The following is an 18,361-nucleotide window of genomic DNA, read 5'->3' as shown; positions in this document are numbered from 1 at the left end:
TAAAGAGTCAAGATCATTTCTTAGGAAAAAGCGTTGGGTAACCTTCGACATATATCCAATCTTTATCTTTGACGGGTGTATGGCAACTGATACAGTCCTTTTTGTAATTTGCCGATACATTGATATTGGTGCCGTCATTCTTAACCAAAGCCCAGCCCCAACCGTCGCCCCAACTAGTGTTTTTAGGAAAACGCCCTTGCCTATCTTTAATCATCACAAACCACTGTTTGATGGTGTTGTTGGCATAGCTAACACCTGTACCAGTCGTGTAATTGCCTGCGGTCGATGCCCGTAACTCTTTGACAATGGCGGCACCGTCAGGAAATTTTCCGGTTTTACGGAATTCATCAACCGCTTTGCCATCGGCATAAACATCATGAAAACCGCTGGCGTCGCCTTCAGGTACATGCCACGAACCGAGGTGCACCATAGTTCTTCGAAAGTCGGTCGGTAACGTAATCCGGCCGGTCTCATCCACATAAGGGGAAAAATGCGCTGATGCGTTTGCCGTATTCCCTTCAGCGTGGGTTAACGACATGCCTATTAATGGCAGCACAGCCGTTACGACCATTAAATATCGAGCTTTTATATTTCTTCGCATGGTTTTATTCCTTGGTTACCGGGTATATCGAGGGAATTGCAACGTTGTCCCGCATGAAACCATGCGGGGGCTATTCATCATCGGGTCGCAATACCAAGAGGGCGAGCCAACAGATCTCCTCTATTAGGGATGTTATAGGGTGAATATTTGTTTTCGGTAATCCTGCCTTCCGCGCCGATTTCGACGACATTCAGCGTGCCACCGTCACCGACGGGCGTTTTATCGAAAGTACGATGTTTTACCGTATAGAGGTATTTTTCGTCGGGACTGAGCGCAAGTTGGTAAGGCGCTCCATAACCCCTCAAATCCATGTGTTGAATTTCTTTGGGGTGCCTGGGATCGCTCAAATCGTAAACCGATACCGTATCCGAACCGTTGTTTGTCGTATACGCACGGGTACCAGCCTTATTGATAGCTACCCAACAAATGAGCTCACCGCTGTTAGAAGCTGAATCCACGAATTTGAGGGTACCGCTATCATCGTATTCAAAGACGCCCAGTTTTGCGCCAGTTACCATGGACACGTAAATTAAGGGTTCTTTGGGATGAGATTGCAGACCGAACATCAACGGATCCGGTTTGCCGTCTTTGTTGGTATCAAGACCGCCGTCAAAAATGCCTTGCGGGGCTTCCAACTCTTGTAGCAGCGATAATTTTCCGTCTTCGGATAGCTGTAATACACGAATCGTGGAAGGTTTTTGTTTATTCAGCAACTTACCCCACATTGCCTCGCGCGCCGGCAGGTAAAAGCTGCCGAAATCCCCGTCGTAAACAAACCGGTTGTTCACGATCAACGCTTGCGTGGGTGAACGCGATGCCGTTGCCAATTCCACTTTGCCCTCCGGAACCGGCATCAGAGCGCCATTCTCTGTAATTTTATGCACGCTATAGTTAGGTTTGCTGGCTGCCATGTCGCGACCGGGATCCTCGTTTTTGTTGACCACGACCAGGTAATCACCCGCGTAGCCAATACTGACTGGATTTTTGCCTCCCGAAGGAAACGGTGAACCCGGGACGGGTTTTAAGGATCCGTCGTCAGAAACATCGAAAACGGCAACGGTGTCCGAACCGCCATTCACCGCAAACAATCGTTTTTTATCGGGACTTAGCGTAATGGCCTGATCCAGATCGAAAGGGCCGAAATGTGGAAGCACAAACTTGGTTTTCCAGCCCATGCCACCGGTTAAAAAAGGCGAGCCCGGCAAAGGCGCCAGACTGCCATCCGCATTTTGCCGGTAGGCGGCTACTGCGTTGCCATTGACAACAGGGTCGTTGGTAAGCGTATATATCGTTGTGTTTTTTCCGGAGTTTTCATCGGCATATAAAATGGAAAATACCGATGAATAAATCAAGACCGACAATATCCATAGGCTCCTGTTAAACAATATTTCTTTTTTCATTTTGAATTCCTGACTAAGTAATGGGTCGTTCAGAATGGTGCCAAGGACGCTATCCGACAAGGGCGCAACCAAAGTGTTGATCGTTTGCCGAATCTACTATTGGCTTCATGTGCACAGTTAGGGCCAAATGCTCTTTGTTTACGGCAGCGTTCTGACTAGAAGGAAAAATAGGTTGCGAAGAACATTCCGGTCTTTCCAGGCAAAGCTAATAGTCTGCCGACCCGTCAAAGCAATGTTGGCCGGCATATCCGGATCACCCTGACGCAGCCCGAAAAATGCAATTGGGTTGTCCCAATTACACTTTCCGAGTAGCGAACTTCAGTCCTGTTTTATTTGTATGGTGCTGGTTCTAATACATCCTGATAACCGCCGGTTGCGGCTTTGCCTTTACCCTTTCCAAATTTCAAAATTGGATAGTATTGAGTAAAAACGAAGTCGTCCGCTGCTGAAGCTGCATGGCATGCATTGCACGCTGCTGTTGGCAGGGCTTCTGCCGTCTTTTTAATTGTTTTGTGATCTTCTGTGCTGAATGAAAAAAACGCCCAATTGCCCGGTTCATTCGGGAAGTTTTTTTTGCTTTTTATGGTTGCCTCCAGACCGGCAAATTCGCCGCTGAAATAACCGTTGCCGCTAACGGCCGTTTTCGAACCGACTGAAGTCATTTCTTTGATGGTGATAGTACCCTCGGGAAATGTTCCGGTTTTCTTGTAGTGAGCCCAACTGTCCGGGTCGACGTAGACGTGGTGAAACTCGGGAAACGTCGCTTTGCCGTTATTCATGTCATTGGGCGTCAAGGGTGTACCAACATATACCCATTCCCGGTATCCGGTCGGCCGTTCCAGTTTTCCGTCCTTGATCGTGAAGTACTTTTCCGCCATGACTGGGTTCGAACCCAACGCCAAAGCGACAACACCCATAACTAAACTGCTTTTTACGAATCGGTTTTGCTGTTTCATCTTCTTTTCTCCTGGTTGTGATGGTTTGAGCTGTGTCAGCCTAATTGTTTTTGCTTTTGAACACCCGAAATAAATCAATTAGTGACCGTATTGCTGTTGAAACAATGTCTCAAACTCGCCATAACCTTGCGCAGCAAGTTCCGCTCTTGGTACAAAGCGCAGGGCGGCAGAGTTGATGCAATAACGCAACCCTGTGGGCTTGGGACCATCCGAAAATACGTGGCCGAGATGAGAATTACCTTGCGCAGAACGTACTTCGACTCGGCTAACGCCAAACCAACTTCGATCCTCTTTCTGTGTGATATTTTTTGGCGCTAATGTCAGAAAAAAGCTTGGCCAACCGGTGCCCGAATCGTATTTATGTAATGAATCGAAAAGCGGCTCGCCGCTGACGATATCCACATAAATACCTTCGGCTTTGTTATCCCAAAATTCATTTTCAAACGGTTTTTCGGTTGCCCCGTTTTGTGTCACCTCGCGCTGTAATGGGGTTAGCTTCGATATATTCATCGCCCGCACGTCACTAGCGTTTTCAGCAGAAGCCATCTCAATCGCGCATAGAACCGAAGCAAATACAATCCAGAAGAACTTTTTGATAGCCATTGATTTTTTCAGCATGGTTGCAAACCTCTCACATCGACTAAGTTGTTTTAATGCGGCTTTCAGGGACTCGAATACTGTTTTTATTGGTTTTCTATTGCAAAAAAATGTTCGTATTCGCCATAACCCTGAGCCGAAAGTACAGATCGCGGCACGAAGCGTAACGCCGCCGAATTAATGCAATAGCGCAGCCCCGAAGGCTCCGGTCCGTCCGGAAAAACATGACCAAGATGCGAATTTCCCAGCGTAGACCGTACTTCGGTGCGAATCAGGCTATGACTTCGGTCAGTGACTTCCTTAATGTTTTTGGTCTCTAGAGCCTGAAAAAAACTCGGCCAACCACTACCCGAATCGTATTTGTGGAATGAGGAGAAAAGCGGTTCGCCGCTAACGACATCGACATATATCCCTTCGGCATGATGATCCCAAAATTCGTTTTCGAACGGTCGTTCGGTCGCTCAATATTGGGTAACCGCCCGTTGCAGTTTTGTCAGACAGTGGATTATGAATACTTGTTCGTTTGAGATATTCGCTGCCATCGCCCGCCTCCAAGGATCGCTTGCCGAAAAGGGAAAAGGTTAATTTTCCTGACTTCGGCAACACTCTAATGCGGAGAAATGGTTTTGAGAAATAGGGATTTGTTGAAGAACGATAAGCCGTGCTTATAGTTTGAAATGCGCCGAATTAAAAGCGGTTTGCGAAGGTTGAAATTTATATGCGGATCTATGCCTTGGGCCATTGATGGCTATTAATCTCGTTCATGAAGTAGGTCAATGCCGGTTTCCGCGTTTGATCCATGGGTACGACAAACTCGACGACGCGTGTTAACTTGGGATCGGTGACCGGCTTGCAGTCCAGGCCGGGTTGTAATACCGAATAACGAGGAATCACCGCGACGCCCATGCCGATGCGAATCAGACTTTGAATCCAATCTTCGCGCTCGCACTGAAATACAACGTTGAGATTCAATCCTTGAACCGAAAACAATTCGCGAAATTCCTTACCAAATTCGCAATGTAATCGCTCGATATACCGCTCGGCCGCGATACTGCGCACGGAGACTTCGCTTTCCCGAGCAAAGGGATGGCCTTGCGGAAAGGTAATTGCCATTTCCTCGTTAAACAGCTCGACGTGCTCCAGTCTCGGATTAGCCGGTCCGTGGCGCGCGTAGAAAGCGCCGTCGATAGCGCCGCTGAGCAATAAACCCGGAATACTCTCGTGAACGACATCGTGCAGTATAAGCTTGACCTTGGGGTGATTCATCTGAAATGTATCCAATAAATCGCAGATCATGTGCGGTCCGATGGTGCACATCACGCCAATATTGAGCTCTGAGGTTTCTCCGTTGACCACTGCCTTGGCCGTCCTTCTGACCATGTGCTGAGTACGTTCGATTTGCTCGAAATAACTTCTTAAAGATTTTCCCAGTTCCGTCAGTTCGGTTTCGCGACCATTACGCGCAATCAAATCGCCGCCCAATTCCGCTTCCAAACGCTTGATCGCCTGGGTTAGCGCGGGTTGAGTGACATAGCATTGCTCCGCCGCTTTGGTAAAGTTTAAAGTGTTGGAAAGGGCCAGAAAATAACGAATTTGATTAAAGTCCATGATTCTTGAGGTTTGAAAATGAATAAACGATTTGAGACTTAGAAAGATTATCTGATTTTTGAGCCTTGTCATGAAAGAATGAGTTTTACGCCGCTAGCTGACCGAACCAATTTTTGAATGAATATTTGGTGTAAAAAATTATCTTTGTGACTGGTTATACAGCAAGAACGGTCGGATGGGTTTTTGGATGCTGAACGGCGGCAACGGGTCGGGTGTTGACCGTCCGCTCATCAGATTCATTGCCGGAAAGCTGACATTGAATTCCGATTCCCGAAAGCTGCCGTTCGTCACTGTACCCAACCGACCCAAACTTGACGGTCGCACTTCTCTAAACCGGCCAATCAACCAAACACAGAGCATAGGAACTGGAGATCCATAAAGCGGCCATTGGCGACCAAACCAAATCGCTAGAGTCGAGATGTTGCGCGGTTGCATTAGGCTTGGCTTGCTGTTTCCGTCCCTTTCGTTTGACGGTGTTCTCAAGATGTCACACTTTCGCCCGCGGATCGTCAAGCCCCAAGCGGCTTAGGCGAACCTGGCCTAGCGTCTTGAGAGGTACGGAGGTGGATAGCCCCCCGCCTGCACGCTTTCTAACCTTGTACTTGTTGCGTAACCACCGACGCAACCGCGCTGCGGTGTAGTTAGGTTCAAACGTGATAATTACAACTAACTGCGACGTTATGTACACTGTTTTAACAAGGCGGCAAATGTTTCAGCAGAAACGGCCGGGCTTTTGTAATAGCCTTGATAAAAATCGCAGCCGTGCTCTTTCAGAAAGTTAAGCTGTTCTTCGGTTTCTACGCCTTCAGCCAAGACTTTTAATCGTAGCGTGTGCGCCATGCCAATGATGGCGGCAGCGATTTCTTTGTCATCTTCCAGTTGAGGGATGTCGTCAATAAACGATTTATCGATTTTCAGTGTGTTCAGAGGGAAACGTTTTAGATAAGCGAGGGATGAATAACCGGTCCCGAAGTCATCAATGGCCAGACGAACACCTAACGTCCGTAATTGCCCGAGAATGTGCACGGCTTCGGATTCCCTTTCCATCAAGGCCGTTTCGGTTAATTCCAATTCCAGGCACTCGGCCGGAAAACCCGTTTCGTTGAGTATGGCGGTCATATGGGTGACGATATCCCCATGCCGAAATTGATGCGGCGACAAATTCACAGCCAATCTAAGCGGCGGCAAACCAGCTTCGATCCAACGTTGTCCCTGACGGCAAACTTCTAACAATACCCATTCGCCAATCTCGCTAATCAGCCCGGTTTCTTCGGCCACCGGAATGAACTGACTGGGCGGTATGCTGCCCTCGTCAATATTTTGCCAGCGTAACAAGGCTTCTGCACCGATGATGACACCGGTACGAAGATCTATCTGCGGTTGATAAATTACCTGCAGTTCTGCTTTAGTGATGGCGCGTCGCAACAACGATTCCAGGTTGATGCGGCGTTTAGCCGCCTCAGTCAGGTCTTCAGAAAAGTATTTAAAGTTACCACGACCTTCGTCTTTGGCACGATAAAGGGCGGCATCGGCATGCTGCAGCAGTTCTTCGGATGTTTCACCATGTTCAGGAAACAAGCTGATGCCAACGCTGACCCCAATACGGACTTCCGCCCCGTTGGATAAGCGCCAGGGCTCGCTCAGTGCTTCAATAATCTCGGTGGCCACTAGCGCCGCATCCTGGGGATGGGACAAATCTTCCAACAACAACGCAAACTCATCACCCCCCAGCCGGGTGACCGTATCCACACCCCGTAAGCGACTGGTTAAGCGTGCAGCGACCTTTTGCAATAGTTCGTCGCCGGCTAGATGACCAAAACTATCGTTGACGTCCTTGAATCGATCCAGGTCCAGCATTAACAATGCAGCCGATTTACGTTCGCGGTTTGATAACTCGATGCAATGCTCCAGACGGGCGAACAACAACAAACGGTTTGGCAAGTCCGTCAAGGGATCATGATGCGCCAGATAATCTAGGCGATTAACCGCATCCTTGAGTTGGGTGATATCGGAAAATACGCCGACATAATGCGTCACCTGCTGGTATTCGTTGCGGACGGCACTGATGCTGAGCATTTGCGGATAAATCTCGCCGTTGTTACGTCGGTTCCAGATTTCCCCTTGCCAGTAGCCGGTTTTATCGATTTCAGCCCACATGACCCGATAAAACGCCTCATCTTGCCGACCCGATTTGAGGATTTTTGGCGTTTGTCCAATCGCTTCAGTGGCCGAATAACCGGTTAACTCAATGAAGGCTCGATTGACAACCAGTATCCGGGAATCCGCATCCGTCACCATGACCCCTTCCCGGGCTGACTCGAACATCGCCGCAGCCTGGCGCAGGTAGTCGTCGTTGGCCTTTTGTTGGCTGATATCGATCATGACGACACGAAACAGTTGAACACTATCAGTCCCGACCGTGCGGTTCATTTCCAGCCGTACCCAATAGGCTGCACTGTCCGGTTTGACAAGATGTAACTCAAAGACCTGGGGGACGCCTGTCTCCGTCAATTGTTGGCGGTGTAAGCAGTAAACGCCCTGGTCTCTATCTAATATAAACTGGGTGAAGGGCTTTTTGAGCAACTGTTTGCGAATGACGCCGAGCAGTGACGTGGCCGTCAGATTGGCATTCAGGATAACATCGCGGTCACTGATGGTCAGATAACCCACGGGCGCCAAATCGTATAAATCAAAATAGCTTGCCCAGGATTTTTCCAGTTCATCCTGCGCATGCCGGAGGTTGTCGTAGAGCATCTCCAGCTCGATCTGATGCACCTGCAATTCATGCACCAGCCTTTTTTCGTCACCCGGCGTTGCTGGGACGATTTCGGGTTTGGCTGTCAGCCGCTGCTCGGCTTTACGCCGCAGCTCATCAGGATTTTGGGTGAGGTCTGGCTGTTTTTTCATACCCCATTTCCTCTGAGTTGCGCCTCCAGCTGCTTAGTTTGAGATATGTCGATCAAGGTGATGACCACGCCGTCAATGACATTGTCCTGGGTGCGATATGGCATGATCCGCACCTTGAACCAACGGTTGTCATGGGTTGTGACTTCTTTTTCCATAAATACCAGCGTGCGGAGCACCTCCTGTGCATCCTGGTGCAAGTGTGGATAATCCAGTTCTGTGACGATATCGGAAAGCGGGCGACCCATATCGCCTGCGATCAATTTGAATAGCTGCGTGGCGTGACTGGTGAAACGCCGAATGTTGAGGGCGTTATCCAGAAATACCGTTGCAATCTCCATGCTGTTGAGCAGGTTGTTCATGTCATTGTTGACCCAGGAAAGGTCCGTAACCTTGGTTTGCAGTTCGGCATTGACCGTTTGCAACTCTTCGTTCAAGGATTGCATTTCCTCCTTGGAGGTTGTCAATTCCTCGTTGGTGGATTGCAGCTCTTCGTTGGTCGACTGCAATTCTTCATTCGCGGATTTGAGTTCTTCTTGGGTGGATTGCGCTTCTTCCCGCAGGCTTTGGTTTTCTTCCCGGGATTTTTGCAAATCGTCCAATGCACACTGTAATTCGGCATGGGGTGCGTGTCGGCTGCGTTTCCGGGGTTTCGGCGTGGCCACGTCAGTAAAAATGAGCAGAAGCGTTTTCGTTAAGGCTTCTGGTGTGTCGATAGCCTGCACGGACAGGTTGATCATCTGACTGCCGCCGTTGGTGCCTACCGTCAATCCTGGCAACACCACCGGCTCGGCTTGCAGCTGGGCACGTTGGATGGCGGCGGCGAGTTCATGGCGCAGGCCTTCCCGGGCCATGGCGTGAATATTCAGATTGGCTTTGCCGGCAGCCGGTTCCAGATATTTACCGGTACGACCGTGAATATAAAGGATATCGCCTTCGGCATTGACCAATACTGCCGCCGGTGAATAGTGCTGTAATAACAGCTGCTCGACCCGGCTTTGCGGATTTAGAACGGTTACAGGTGTCTTGGTATCGGAATGCATCTTGGCTACCACGGGGAAAAATTTACTGGGGAATTCAAAATCAGAAAAAGATAACGGTTGATCGATACGTTGATAGAGTCGTGAGTGGTTATCGATGACCGTAAACAGTTCGCTATACATGCCAATGGTTTCGGCATTACCGAGTAACAAAACGCCGTGCGAATTCAAGGCATAGTGAAATAACGGTATCAGTTTTTTCTGGCACTCTGACTCCAAATAAATCAGCAGATTGCGGCAGCATAGTAGGTCGAGCTTGGTAAACGGCGGATCGGTGATGATGTTTTGCTGAGCAAAGATCACCATTTCGCGAATATCCTTTTTGATACGAAAACCACTACCTTCAACGACGAAGAATCGTTTCAACCGCTCTGGTGACATGGCATCAGCCATATTGCCGGTGTAGAAGCCTTGCCGGGCTTTCTCGATGGCATCGACAGCAAGGTCAGTAGCAAAAATCTGCAATTTAAACAGATGTTCCAGACCACTTTCGGTCACGACTTCCTTAAACACTATCCCCAGCGAATAAGCCTCTTCGCCGGTCGAGCAGGCCGAAACCCAAGCCCGTAATTCTTTTCCCTGCGGATACTCGGCGAGCAATGTCGGGATGACATGATGTTTAAGTTGCTCCCATACGGGCGCATCCCTAAAGAAATTAGTCACTCCGATTAACAGCTCTTTGAACAGCAGATCCTGCTCTTGCCGATTTTCGCGTAGATACTGAACGTAGTGAGCAATGCTGTCGATCTGGTGTAAGCCGATACGCCGTTCGATGCGCCGATAAAGGGTGTTTCTTTTATATAGGGAAAAGTCGTTGCCCGTCCGTGAGCGCAGTAACACGATGATTTGTTCCAATGCGCTTTGTGATTTAGCTGGCAGCACAGGTTCAGAGGCTACATACTCGCCGCGTCGTCTTTGCTGGAGACAGTGCGCTATTTGCTCCCAGAGCATGTCAGGGTTGCCGACAATATCGACCAATCCTGCATCAATCGCGCTGTGCGGCATGGCATCGAATTTAGCGGAATCCGGGGATTGCGCCACTGCTAATCCGGCATTATCCTTGATCGCGCGCAAACCGAGTGTACCGTCGGAGCCCATGCCTGACAAAATTACGCCGATGGCCAGTTCATGCTGGTCATCTGCGAGGGCATGGAAAAAATAATCAATCGGCAGCCGTAATCCGCGTGGCGCGATGGGATCGTGTAAATGCAGTTTGCCCTGGAGAATAGATAAGTCTTTATTAGAGGGAATGACATAGACGCAATCGGCTTTGACCTGCATGCCTTCGTCAGCCTGCTCGACCTTCATCGGTGTGACCCGCTGCAACAATTCCGGCAGGATGCCTTTGTGAGTGGGATCAAGGTGTTGGACGACCACAAACCCTGCGCCACAGCCAGATGGAACATGACGAAACAATTGTTCGAGCGCTTCCAAGCCCCCCGCCGATGCACCAATACCGACAATTGGTGGTCTGTTATTACGATTCATGAGCACTTGAGCAGATGCGATTGCTGCCACCTTTCACCTGACAACCGCTGACCCAAGAAACTGACTGCGAAATTTTTCAATGTTGTTGTACCAAAAGATAAACCTATCAAGATACGCTTATCTGCACACCTGTCTAGAATTTAGGGGCAGAGTTTTAGCGCTTTGATTCATCCGTCTCAAAATTTCTCGATAGGCTACCACGGTATATAAACGGGCATTGTCATCCTATTGACGACTGACACAAAGGGGGGAATACTGCCCTAAAATCTGTCGAAGTGGTCGACGCTAACCCGTTTTTCGTTCCACATCGCCTAATCCAACCCACGCAAATAGAGAGGCCTCACTCGGCACTAGCTTATCCACCATTTTAGTGGCTACACCTGCCAGTATCGCTGCTGATATTAGCTTTGACAACTCGCTAATAAAGACCCTGAAAAGTGACACATGCAGTCAACAGGGCAGAAACACAACCTATCTGGGTGCCGGACAAATCTTGACCCGTACAGAGTAGCCATGACGCCTAAAGACAAAAAACCTCCCTCTGACGCTGGGTTGCGAGCAAAGGCCGAGGCGCAGCTAACCAACAGTCAACCCACCGAGCTCTCGGCTCGCTCCACCGAAGAATTATTGCACGAGTTATGCGTGCATCAGATAGAGCTTGAAATGCAGAACGAAACCCTACGCCGGGCACAGCAGGAACTGGAAGAGTCGCGCAACCGCTTTGTCGATCTGTATGAGTTTTCACCGGTCGGTTATCTCACCCTCACTACAGAAGGTATGATCGCCCAAATCAATCTGACGGCGGTGACGCTGCTGGGACGGGAACGCAATAAGCTTATTGATAAATGCTTGCGCAGTTTGGTGATGGCGGATGACCAGGATAGATGGCTGCGCCATTTCGCTGTTGTGACGACACGGGATGAGAAGAGCAGTATTGATCTAGCACTTCAACGCGGCGATGGCTCGGTGTTTCAGGCGCAACTCGAATGTAAGAACAATCCCTCAGGCGTGCGTATCGCCTTGAGCGACATCACGGAACGCAAACGGTTAGAAACCGAGCTTGAGAACTATCGACATCACCTGGAAGCCTTGGTCGAAGAGCGCACCGCTGAGCTTTCTATCGCCAAAGAACGCGCTGACGCTGCGAACAAAGCAAAGAGCACATTTCTCGCGAACATGAGTCATGAGTTGCGTACGCCAATGAACGGCATTATAGGAATGACGGCGCTTGCACGCCGCCAGGCCACTGATCCGAAGCAGCTCGATCAGCTCAACAAAGTGGCACAGGCGTCACAGCATTTACTGGCGGTCATCAATGACATTCTCGACATTTCTAAAATTGAAGCGGAACGATTAATCCTTGAAAAAGCGCCGTTAAAGCTGCCTAGCGTTTTAGAAAACATGCTTAACTTGCTAAGCACTAAGGCCCAGGATAAGGGACTAAAATTCATTATTAACTTGCCGCCAGAACTGGCAACGCAAACCTTTCAGGGGGATTTGCTTCGCCTAGGACAAGTGCTCTTGAATCTCGTCAACAATGCGATCAAATTTACTGCACACGGCTCAATCACGGTAACCATTAGTCAAACGCGTGAAAGCGCTGATAGTGCGTTGTTGCGTTTTGACGTTAGAGATACCGGTATCGGCATTGCACCCGAAGATCAAGCGCTTTTGTTTACTGCCTTTGAGCAAGTAGATAGCTCAACCTCGCGGAAATACGGCGGCACAGGTTTAGGCTTAGCCATCAGCAAGCGACTGGTCCACCTAATGGGCGGCGAGATTGGGGTAGACAGTAAAGCGGGGGCTGGCAGTGTCTTTTGGTTTACCGCTTTGCTAGAGAAGATAGCAAATGTCGAGGAACCAGCTCCTGCGCGCTCACTAGAAGTTGTTGAACAGCAATTGAAAAATCTGCACGCGAATGCGTTCATCTTGTTGGTGGAAGATGATTTGATAAATCAAGAGGTCGCCAAACTTCAATTAGAAAGCGTAGGCCTGAAAGTTGATTTGGCAGAGGATGGTGAACAGGCGGTTGAGATGGCGTCGCGTACTGCTTACGACGTGATCTTGATGGATGTACAAATGCCGAAAATGGATGGTTTGGCTGCGACCCGAGCCATTCGTGTTTTGCCTAATCGAGCCACTGTACCTATCATCTCAATGACCGCCAATGCATTTGATGAAGATCGGCAGGCCTGTTTAGGCGCAGGCATGAGTGATCATCTCGGCAAACCGTTCATGCCTGAGGAGCTCTATGCCGTGCTACTTAAGTGGCTAAAAAAGTAAACCACAAATATTGTTATTTTTTCCAGTCCCCCTAACGACAAAACGGTGCATTTAAACAAACGACATCCCAACCAACGCTTTCATTTGGCTTCGGCAAGACGGGTGGGTTTTAGCAGGAGCGAGGCAGTGGTAATCCCCCCATTTTGAGCAGAGTCTAAAAGTAGAGGTTAAGCGGCGAGTGCCAATTTTTGTTTAGGCGTGATGCCGCCGATGGCCATGTTGGGCCGTTCATGATTGTAGGTCCATAACCAGCGCTCAGCAAAATCTTGAACCTGGGTGATGGAATCAAACAGATACTGAGCCAGCCATTCGTAGCGCACGGTTCGGTTGTAGCGTTCAACGTAGGCATTCTGTTGCGGGTTGCCCGGTTGGATATAGTTGATCTGGATACCCTGTTGCTCGGCCCAGGTTTTTAGCGTCTCGCTGATGTATTCCGGCCCATTGTCGCAGCGAATGGCGTCAGGTTTTCCGCGCCATTCGATGATGCGATCCAAGGTGCGGGTGACCCGCTGAGCCGGTAACGAAAAATCCACTTCTATCCCTAAGCCTTCCCGATTAAAGTCATCAATGACATTGAGCAAGCGGAACGCGCGCCCATCAGCCAGTTGATCGTGCATGAAATCCATCGACCAAACGGCGTTGAGCCGCTCTGGGACGGTCAAGGGTTGTGGGGTTTCCCGTACCAAACGTTTCTTGGGCTTGATCCTCAGGTTGAGTACCAACGCTCGATAAATCCGATAGACCCGTTTGTGATTCCAGCGAAAGCCTTTCACGTTGCGCAAATACAAGTAACATAATCCAAATCCCCAGGTCCGGTGTGTGTCGGTCAAACGTAAGAGCCAGTCGGCAATCTCGGCGTTTTCTGTCGAGCGCTTAGACTGATAGCGATAACCGCTCTGGCTGATGTCTAAAGCCGAACACACCAACCGAAGACTGGCCCGCTTAGCCTGTAACAGGGCTTGCGCCATCTCGCGTCGGCAAGATGGCGTTAGGCCTTTTTTTCCAGGGCTTCCTTGATGATTTCGGCCTTTAGCCGTTCTTCGGCATACATTTTCTTCAGTCGCCGGTTTTCATCTTCCAGCTCTTTCAGGCGAGCCATCAAGGATGCATCCATGCCGCCATATTTGGATCGCCATTTGTAAAACGTGGCAGAGCTAACACCGTGTTCCCGACAGATCTCAGGCACTGGCGTGCCGGCGTCCGCTTGCTTCAAAATCGCCAGAATCTGGCTGTCACTAAATCGTGAGGTCTTCATGTAAAACTTCCTTCGTCTGTTACGAGAAAATTCTACTTTTAAACGCTGCTTTTTTCAGGGGGGATTACCCAGTGATAAGGGCAATTTGCTCGCCTAAAACCGGACACTCAATTGGGTACAGGATGCCTTAAATAGTTGAAATTGGAAAGTTGTCTCGACCGGCAGGTAATGGCCGTTGTGACTCGGCCATAATGTCGATTTGCTTACCGAATACCTGCCATTCGGCTGATTCACTGGATATATAACTCTTAGTAACTCCGCACCCCTAACTATTGACCTTATTGGTGCAACGTGACAGTCAAAAATGGGTGGGAATTAGCCGGCTCAAAATCGGTAGCAGTCAAAAATAAACGACTGCTACCTCATTATTTAACGCTAAATTTCGGTCTGTTCCGAAATTTCTAGTGCGTCATCAACCTCTATTCCAAGATAACGTACAGTACTTTCAAGCTTGGTATGACCCAACAATAGCTGGACAGCTCGCAAGTTTTTTGTCCGACGGTAAATCAAGGTTGCCTTTGTCCGGCGCATCGTATGGGTTCCGTATGCTGCTGGATCAAGACCGATTGACGTCACCCAATGCTCAACAATGCGAGCGTATTGCCGGGTTGAAATGTGTGGTGATTCATGAATTCGACTAGGAAAAAGATATTCATCGGATTTCAATTGAGCCTGGCTAATCCAGTTTGCTAATGAGTCTCTGGTTTGTTCGGTTATCTCAAATTGCACCGGACGATGGGTTTTCTGTTGCATGACCATTGCGCGAGATGATACCCGGCCGCCTTGAGCCACATCGCAGACTTTAAGCTTCACCAAGTCGCACCCTCGGAGTTTGCTGTCAATGGCAAGATTGAATAACGCTAGTTCCCGTGTGTTTTTGGTCATCTGCAAACGGATGCGTATGGCCCAGATTTCTTTCAACTTTAAAGGCGATTTCTGGCCAATCAACTTACCTTTGTTCCAAGGGGCGTGCCGATTCCGATTGCTTGGATTTTCCTGATTCATGACGAACTCCTAATGCTTGTTTAAGGAGACTTATTGTCATGCTATCGCGTTGATCACACGGAAATCACCAAGCGTTTGCCAACGCTTTGTTGATGATGCCCTATCCATAATCCACGAATATCGACCCTACGGGTGATTTTTTAAACCAGTTTTCTCCGGCTGCAGGTTTTACACTTTCATTAATCTTCATTGAATGAGAGCGTGTCATGCTATTGAGTTTAACCAAAGTCACACCGGCGCGAGGTCGGGGCAGACCAATACCACTTATACCCAGTCATATCGCGCTATTGATTGGCATCGTATCCAGTTTTTCAAACGAGTTAAGCTGGGCGGCTGAAAACCAGTCAAGTGAGCGATCGGCCAGCATCCTTTCTGCCAAATCTTTACTGCAAACCACGGTATGGGGGGACGTCGCTGCACGACATCAACTGGATCCCTATGTCTTGTATGCAGTAGCGTTGATCGAGTCGAAAAATCATCATCAGAAAAACAAAGTAACACCTTGGCCCTGGGCGCTAAATCATGCCGGCAAAGCCATCATTACAACGAATAAACAAGACGCTATTATCCAGCTTAAACAGCTGCTGAAGGAAGGTAACCGAAATGTCGACATCGGCATTATGCAAGTCAATCTGCGCTGGCATGGCCACCGGGTTGATAAGCCCGAACAGTTGCTCGATCCAACGACCAACCTCGAGATAGGCGCTGAGTTGCTCGCCAAAGCGATTCAATCATCGCCAGATAACTTCGCCTTGGGTGTAGGGCGTTATTACAACTGGAAGAATATTCCTGCCGCCATTGAGTATGGCCAAAATGTCATTAACCTAGCAGCGCATATCAGAACGATCATTTAGACAGGTCATTTGAATGGACAATGATTTGTATAACCTCAACCTGGATTACTTGCTGGTGGCCAAAGGGATGATTGCCGCCGGCGATGCGTATAAGGCTCAGTTTTATCTTGGTTTGCCGACAGACGCCATTGAAATACTCCGCAATATGTCGATCAAACAGCTGAAAGCATTGGCTGGAAGCGACTATCTAAAATTTAGTCCTCGAATCAATCCCAGTCACTGGCGAGAATTTATTGAAATACAAACATTTGCCACAGATTCTCCAGAACATCGGGCCAAAGAATTATTATCGATACTAGCCCAGGATGGCGCATCATGAGGCGCTCGCACCCTTACCAATTGCAGTGGTACGAGCATTGGCTGTTATATGAATTGCTAAAGCGAAAATTACGCACTTCGATCGTCAAAAAAATCATTTCATGCCTGGGCGACAAAGATTTACAGTACATTTATTATAAGCTGCACCGAGAAAGACCTCTGCCCGGAAAGATCCCTAGCCTCGATTCGATCACCCGGTCCCGCGAAGCATTTTTGTATGTGGCCGTATTTGCGTCTATTTATCGTTGTGCCAGTCAACGTAACGTGAAAACCGGCATTGATATCAATGCTGTGATGTTTGCCTGGGATTGTTTCTGTAAAACCTTTCCTGGTCATATTAGTGAGCGACGACCTTTCAGTAAAATCAGACCCGCTAATTTCACTGAGGCCTGGGTGATTGCTGAGGCTATCCAAACTGGCATGGCAGAATTGCGATACTGCAGTCGATGTCATCATGATTTCGTGATCTTCTATGACAGCAATTATCAGCCCATCTGCCAGGTGTGTGCCATGAAAAACGTATCAAGTACATGACAACCGTTTGAATGATGCTTGGCATGAGCATTCGAGACATTGGGACATCGATTTGAGATCGTCTTCTCTATCTTATGGCGCAACCCTTCGCTGATGTAAGGTTTTTATAGCGTTTGATAACCCAGTAAAGCAAACTTTGCAAATTCAAGAATTCTTTGAAATCCATGCCTTATATTAAAGAATGCTTTAATATGTTGGCGAATAATTAAAAAGAATTTAAATATCATGCGCAGCACTGGCGATTACATCACCTCTACAACTTTGGGCGAGCCGGTGCGGGCGTTTGTCCCGCATGCCTTACCGCCGATCAATCCCGCTTTGGCCGTCGAAAGCTTTGCGGGGCTGAATCATAATGCGGAGTTGGCCTTGGCAAGGTTATCGGGGGTTTCCGGCCTAGTGCCATCGGTAGATTGGTTGTTGTATAGCGCGATCCGAAAGGAGGCGTTACTGACCTCACAAATCGAGGGCACACAAGCGACGTTAACCGACTTGTTTGACGATGAAGCGGGCTTTGCTGTCAGTAATACCGACGATGTGGAGGAAGTGACCAACTATCTCCGAGCATTCCGTCTGGTGCAGGAAAACCTGCGCGCTGCCGATGGCTTGCCGATCAGTGTCCGATTGTTGTGCAATGCTCATCAATTACTGCTGGATGGAGCGAGAGGTACGGGTAAACAACCCGGCGAGTTGCGCCGTTCGCAGAACTGGATTGGTGGTACCCGGCCCGGCAATGCGGCGTTTGTGCCGCCACCGGCGGAAAGGGTTGCGGATTTGTTGGCTGATGTAGAACGTTTCATTCATGCAACACCGTCTGACGGGTTACCGCCATTGGTAAAAATTGCCCTGGTGCATGCCCAATTTGAAACCATTCACCCGTTTCTAGATGGCAACGGCCGGATTGGTCGCTTGCTGATTGCGGCATTAATGGAGCATTGGGGCTTATTACCAGAACCCTTGCTCTATCTTAGCGGCTACTTGAAACAACATCAGAGCGAGTATTACCGCCGTTTGTCTGCCATCCGTAGCGAGGGTGACTGGGAAGGATGGGTGTCGTTCTTTTTGGAAGCGGTGGCGGTGGCCGCGACCGATGCCGAACGCAATATTGTGGCAATTGCCAGCCTGATCACGGCGGATCGGCGGCGCCTGCTGGCTGCGACGAAAGTCGGTCCGGCCAGTTATCGTTTGTTCGAGCTTTTGCCTATGATGCCGCGCTTCAGTATCGAACAGGTGCGCCAGAAACTGAACACAACCTTCCCAACCGCTACGGCGGCGGTCAAGGTTTTGGAGGAGCTGGGTATCGTAGTGGAATTTACCGGGCTTAAAAAAAACCGCAGTTACAGTTACCAGTCCTATATCGATTTGTTGGCGGGCTGAGGGACATGAATCGAAACCCACTAGATTTTGATGCTAAAGCCTTAGACAGCAAAGTACCACTCTTAAAGAATGAGTTTGTTTGCAAACTCTGATTCATAAATCGAGTGTCAGAAATCTAAATTCGTTTCTGACAAATTGCAAATG

General features: G+C 49.0%; 14 protein-coding genes and 2 pseudogenes. 6 read left to right on the top strand and 10 right to left on the bottom strand.

The features are described from left to right. Positions 1 to 13 precede the first annotated feature (13 nt). The 8 genes and pseudogenes from METH11B_RS25965 to METH11B_RS0100985 form a co-directional block, all read right to left on the bottom strand. Positions 14 to 601 (bottom strand): cytochrome P460 family protein, encoded by a 588-nt coding sequence (locus tag METH11B_RS25965; RefSeq protein ID WP_036275521.1) that lies wholly within the window; start codon positions 599 to 601, stop codon positions 14 to 16. 77 nt (positions 602 to 678) lie between these two features. Further along, complete coding sequence (locus tag METH11B_RS0101010) at positions 679 to 2,001, bottom strand: lactonase family protein (protein ID WP_026600371.1); 1,323 nt, start codon at positions 1,999 to 2,001, stop codon at positions 679 to 681. Positions 2,002 to 2,330: 329 nt separating this feature from the next. Further along, positions 2,331 to 2,957: a cytochrome P460 family protein gene (locus METH11B_RS0101005; RefSeq protein ID WP_026600370.1), complete on the bottom strand. Its 627-nt coding sequence runs from the start codon at positions 2,955 to 2,957 to the stop codon at positions 2,331 to 2,333. 78 nt (positions 2,958 to 3,035) lie between these two features. Next, the gene (msrB, locus tag METH11B_RS0101000; RefSeq protein ID WP_026600369.1) at positions 3,036 to 3,575 is read right to left on the bottom strand and encodes a peptide-methionine (R)-S-oxide reductase MsrB; all 540 of its coding nucleotides are present in this window, start codon (positions 3,573 to 3,575) and stop codon (positions 3,036 to 3,038) included. A gap of 65 nt (positions 3,576 to 3,640) precedes the next feature. Further along, positions 3,641 to 4,003: pseudogene (msrB, locus tag METH11B_RS28240) on the bottom strand (peptide-methionine (R)-S-oxide reductase MsrB); the annotation flags it as partial. Positions 4,004 to 4,280: 277 nt separating this feature from the next. Further along, complete coding sequence (locus METH11B_RS0100995) at positions 4,281 to 5,162, bottom strand: LysR family transcriptional regulator (protein ID WP_026600368.1); 882 nt, start codon at positions 5,160 to 5,162, stop codon at positions 4,281 to 4,283. Positions 5,163 to 5,840: 678 nt separating this feature from the next. Beyond that, positions 5,841 to 8,069, bottom strand: a complete 2,229-nt coding sequence (locus METH11B_RS0100990; protein WP_026600367.1) for a putative bifunctional diguanylate cyclase/phosphodiesterase — start codon at positions 8,067 to 8,069, stop codon at positions 5,841 to 5,843. After that, positions 8,066 to 10,594, bottom strand: coding sequence for a chemotaxis protein CheB (locus tag METH11B_RS0100985; RefSeq protein ID WP_026600366.1), 2,529 nt, complete (start codon positions 10,592 to 10,594; stop codon positions 8,066 to 8,068). Before METH11B_RS0100985 ends, METH11B_RS0100990 begins: the two co-directional genes overlap by 4 nt. 444 nt (positions 10,595 to 11,038) lie before the next feature. Between METH11B_RS0100985 and METH11B_RS30075 the strand changes: the two are divergent. After that, positions 11,039 to 11,884 (top strand): annotated as a pseudogene (locus METH11B_RS30075) (histidine kinase dimerization/phospho-acceptor domain-containing protein); the annotation flags it as partial. A 207-nt stretch (positions 11,885 to 12,091) separates the two neighbouring features. Next, a complete protein-coding gene (locus METH11B_RS30070) occupies positions 12,092 to 12,877 on the top strand; it encodes an ATP-binding protein (protein WP_442919027.1) in 786 nt (261 codons plus the stop codon). Between the two features lie 167 nt (positions 12,878 to 13,044). On the opposite strand, the gene METH11B_RS0100975 is transcribed toward METH11B_RS30070, so the two are convergent. Next, positions 13,045 to 14,132 (bottom strand): IS3 family transposase gene (locus METH11B_RS0100975; RefSeq protein WP_155931049.1). Its coding sequence is split into 2 segments (ribosomal slippage): positions 13,045 to 13,871 and positions 13,871 to 14,132, totalling 1,089 coding nucleotides; the frame shifts between segments, so codons are not numbered across the junction. A gap of 375 nt (positions 14,133 to 14,507) precedes the next feature. Then, positions 14,508 to 15,137 carry a tyrosine-type recombinase/integrase gene (locus METH11B_RS0100965; RefSeq protein WP_026600362.1) on the bottom strand — a complete coding sequence of 210 codons (630 nt, stop codon included), beginning with the start codon at positions 15,135 to 15,137 and terminating at the stop codon, positions 14,508 to 14,510. A 287-nt stretch (positions 15,138 to 15,424) separates the two neighbouring features. Between METH11B_RS0100965 and METH11B_RS25955 the strand changes: the two genes are divergently transcribed. From METH11B_RS25955 to METH11B_RS0100945, 4 genes are all read left to right on the top strand, one after another. Next, positions 15,425 to 15,991 (top strand): transglycosylase SLT domain-containing protein, encoded by a 567-nt coding sequence (locus tag METH11B_RS25955; protein ID WP_026600361.1) that lies wholly within the window; start codon positions 15,425 to 15,427, stop codon positions 15,989 to 15,991. A gap of 13 nt (positions 15,992 to 16,004) precedes the next feature. Next, positions 16,005 to 16,310, top strand: coding sequence for a flagellar transcriptional regulator FlhD (locus METH11B_RS0100955; protein WP_026600360.1), 306 nt, complete (start codon positions 16,005 to 16,007; stop codon positions 16,308 to 16,310). Then, entirely contained in the window at positions 16,307 to 16,843 is a 537-nt protein-coding gene (locus tag METH11B_RS0100950; RefSeq protein ID WP_026600359.1) for a FlhC family transcriptional regulator, read from the top strand. The genes METH11B_RS0100955 and METH11B_RS0100950 overlap by 4 nt, the downstream gene beginning before the upstream one ends. Before the next feature lie 225 nt (positions 16,844 to 17,068). Then, positions 17,069 to 18,217, top strand: coding sequence for a Fic family protein (locus METH11B_RS0100945; RefSeq protein ID WP_026600358.1), 1,149 nt, complete (start codon positions 17,069 to 17,071; stop codon positions 18,215 to 18,217). Positions 18,218 to 18,361 lie beyond the last annotated feature (144 nt).

The organism is Methylomonas sp. 11b (assembly GCF_000515215.1).
Classification (GTDB): Bacteria; Pseudomonadota; Gammaproteobacteria; order Methylococcales; family Methylomonadaceae; genus Methylomonas.
This window is presented reverse-complemented; position numbering and strand designations above follow the sequence as displayed.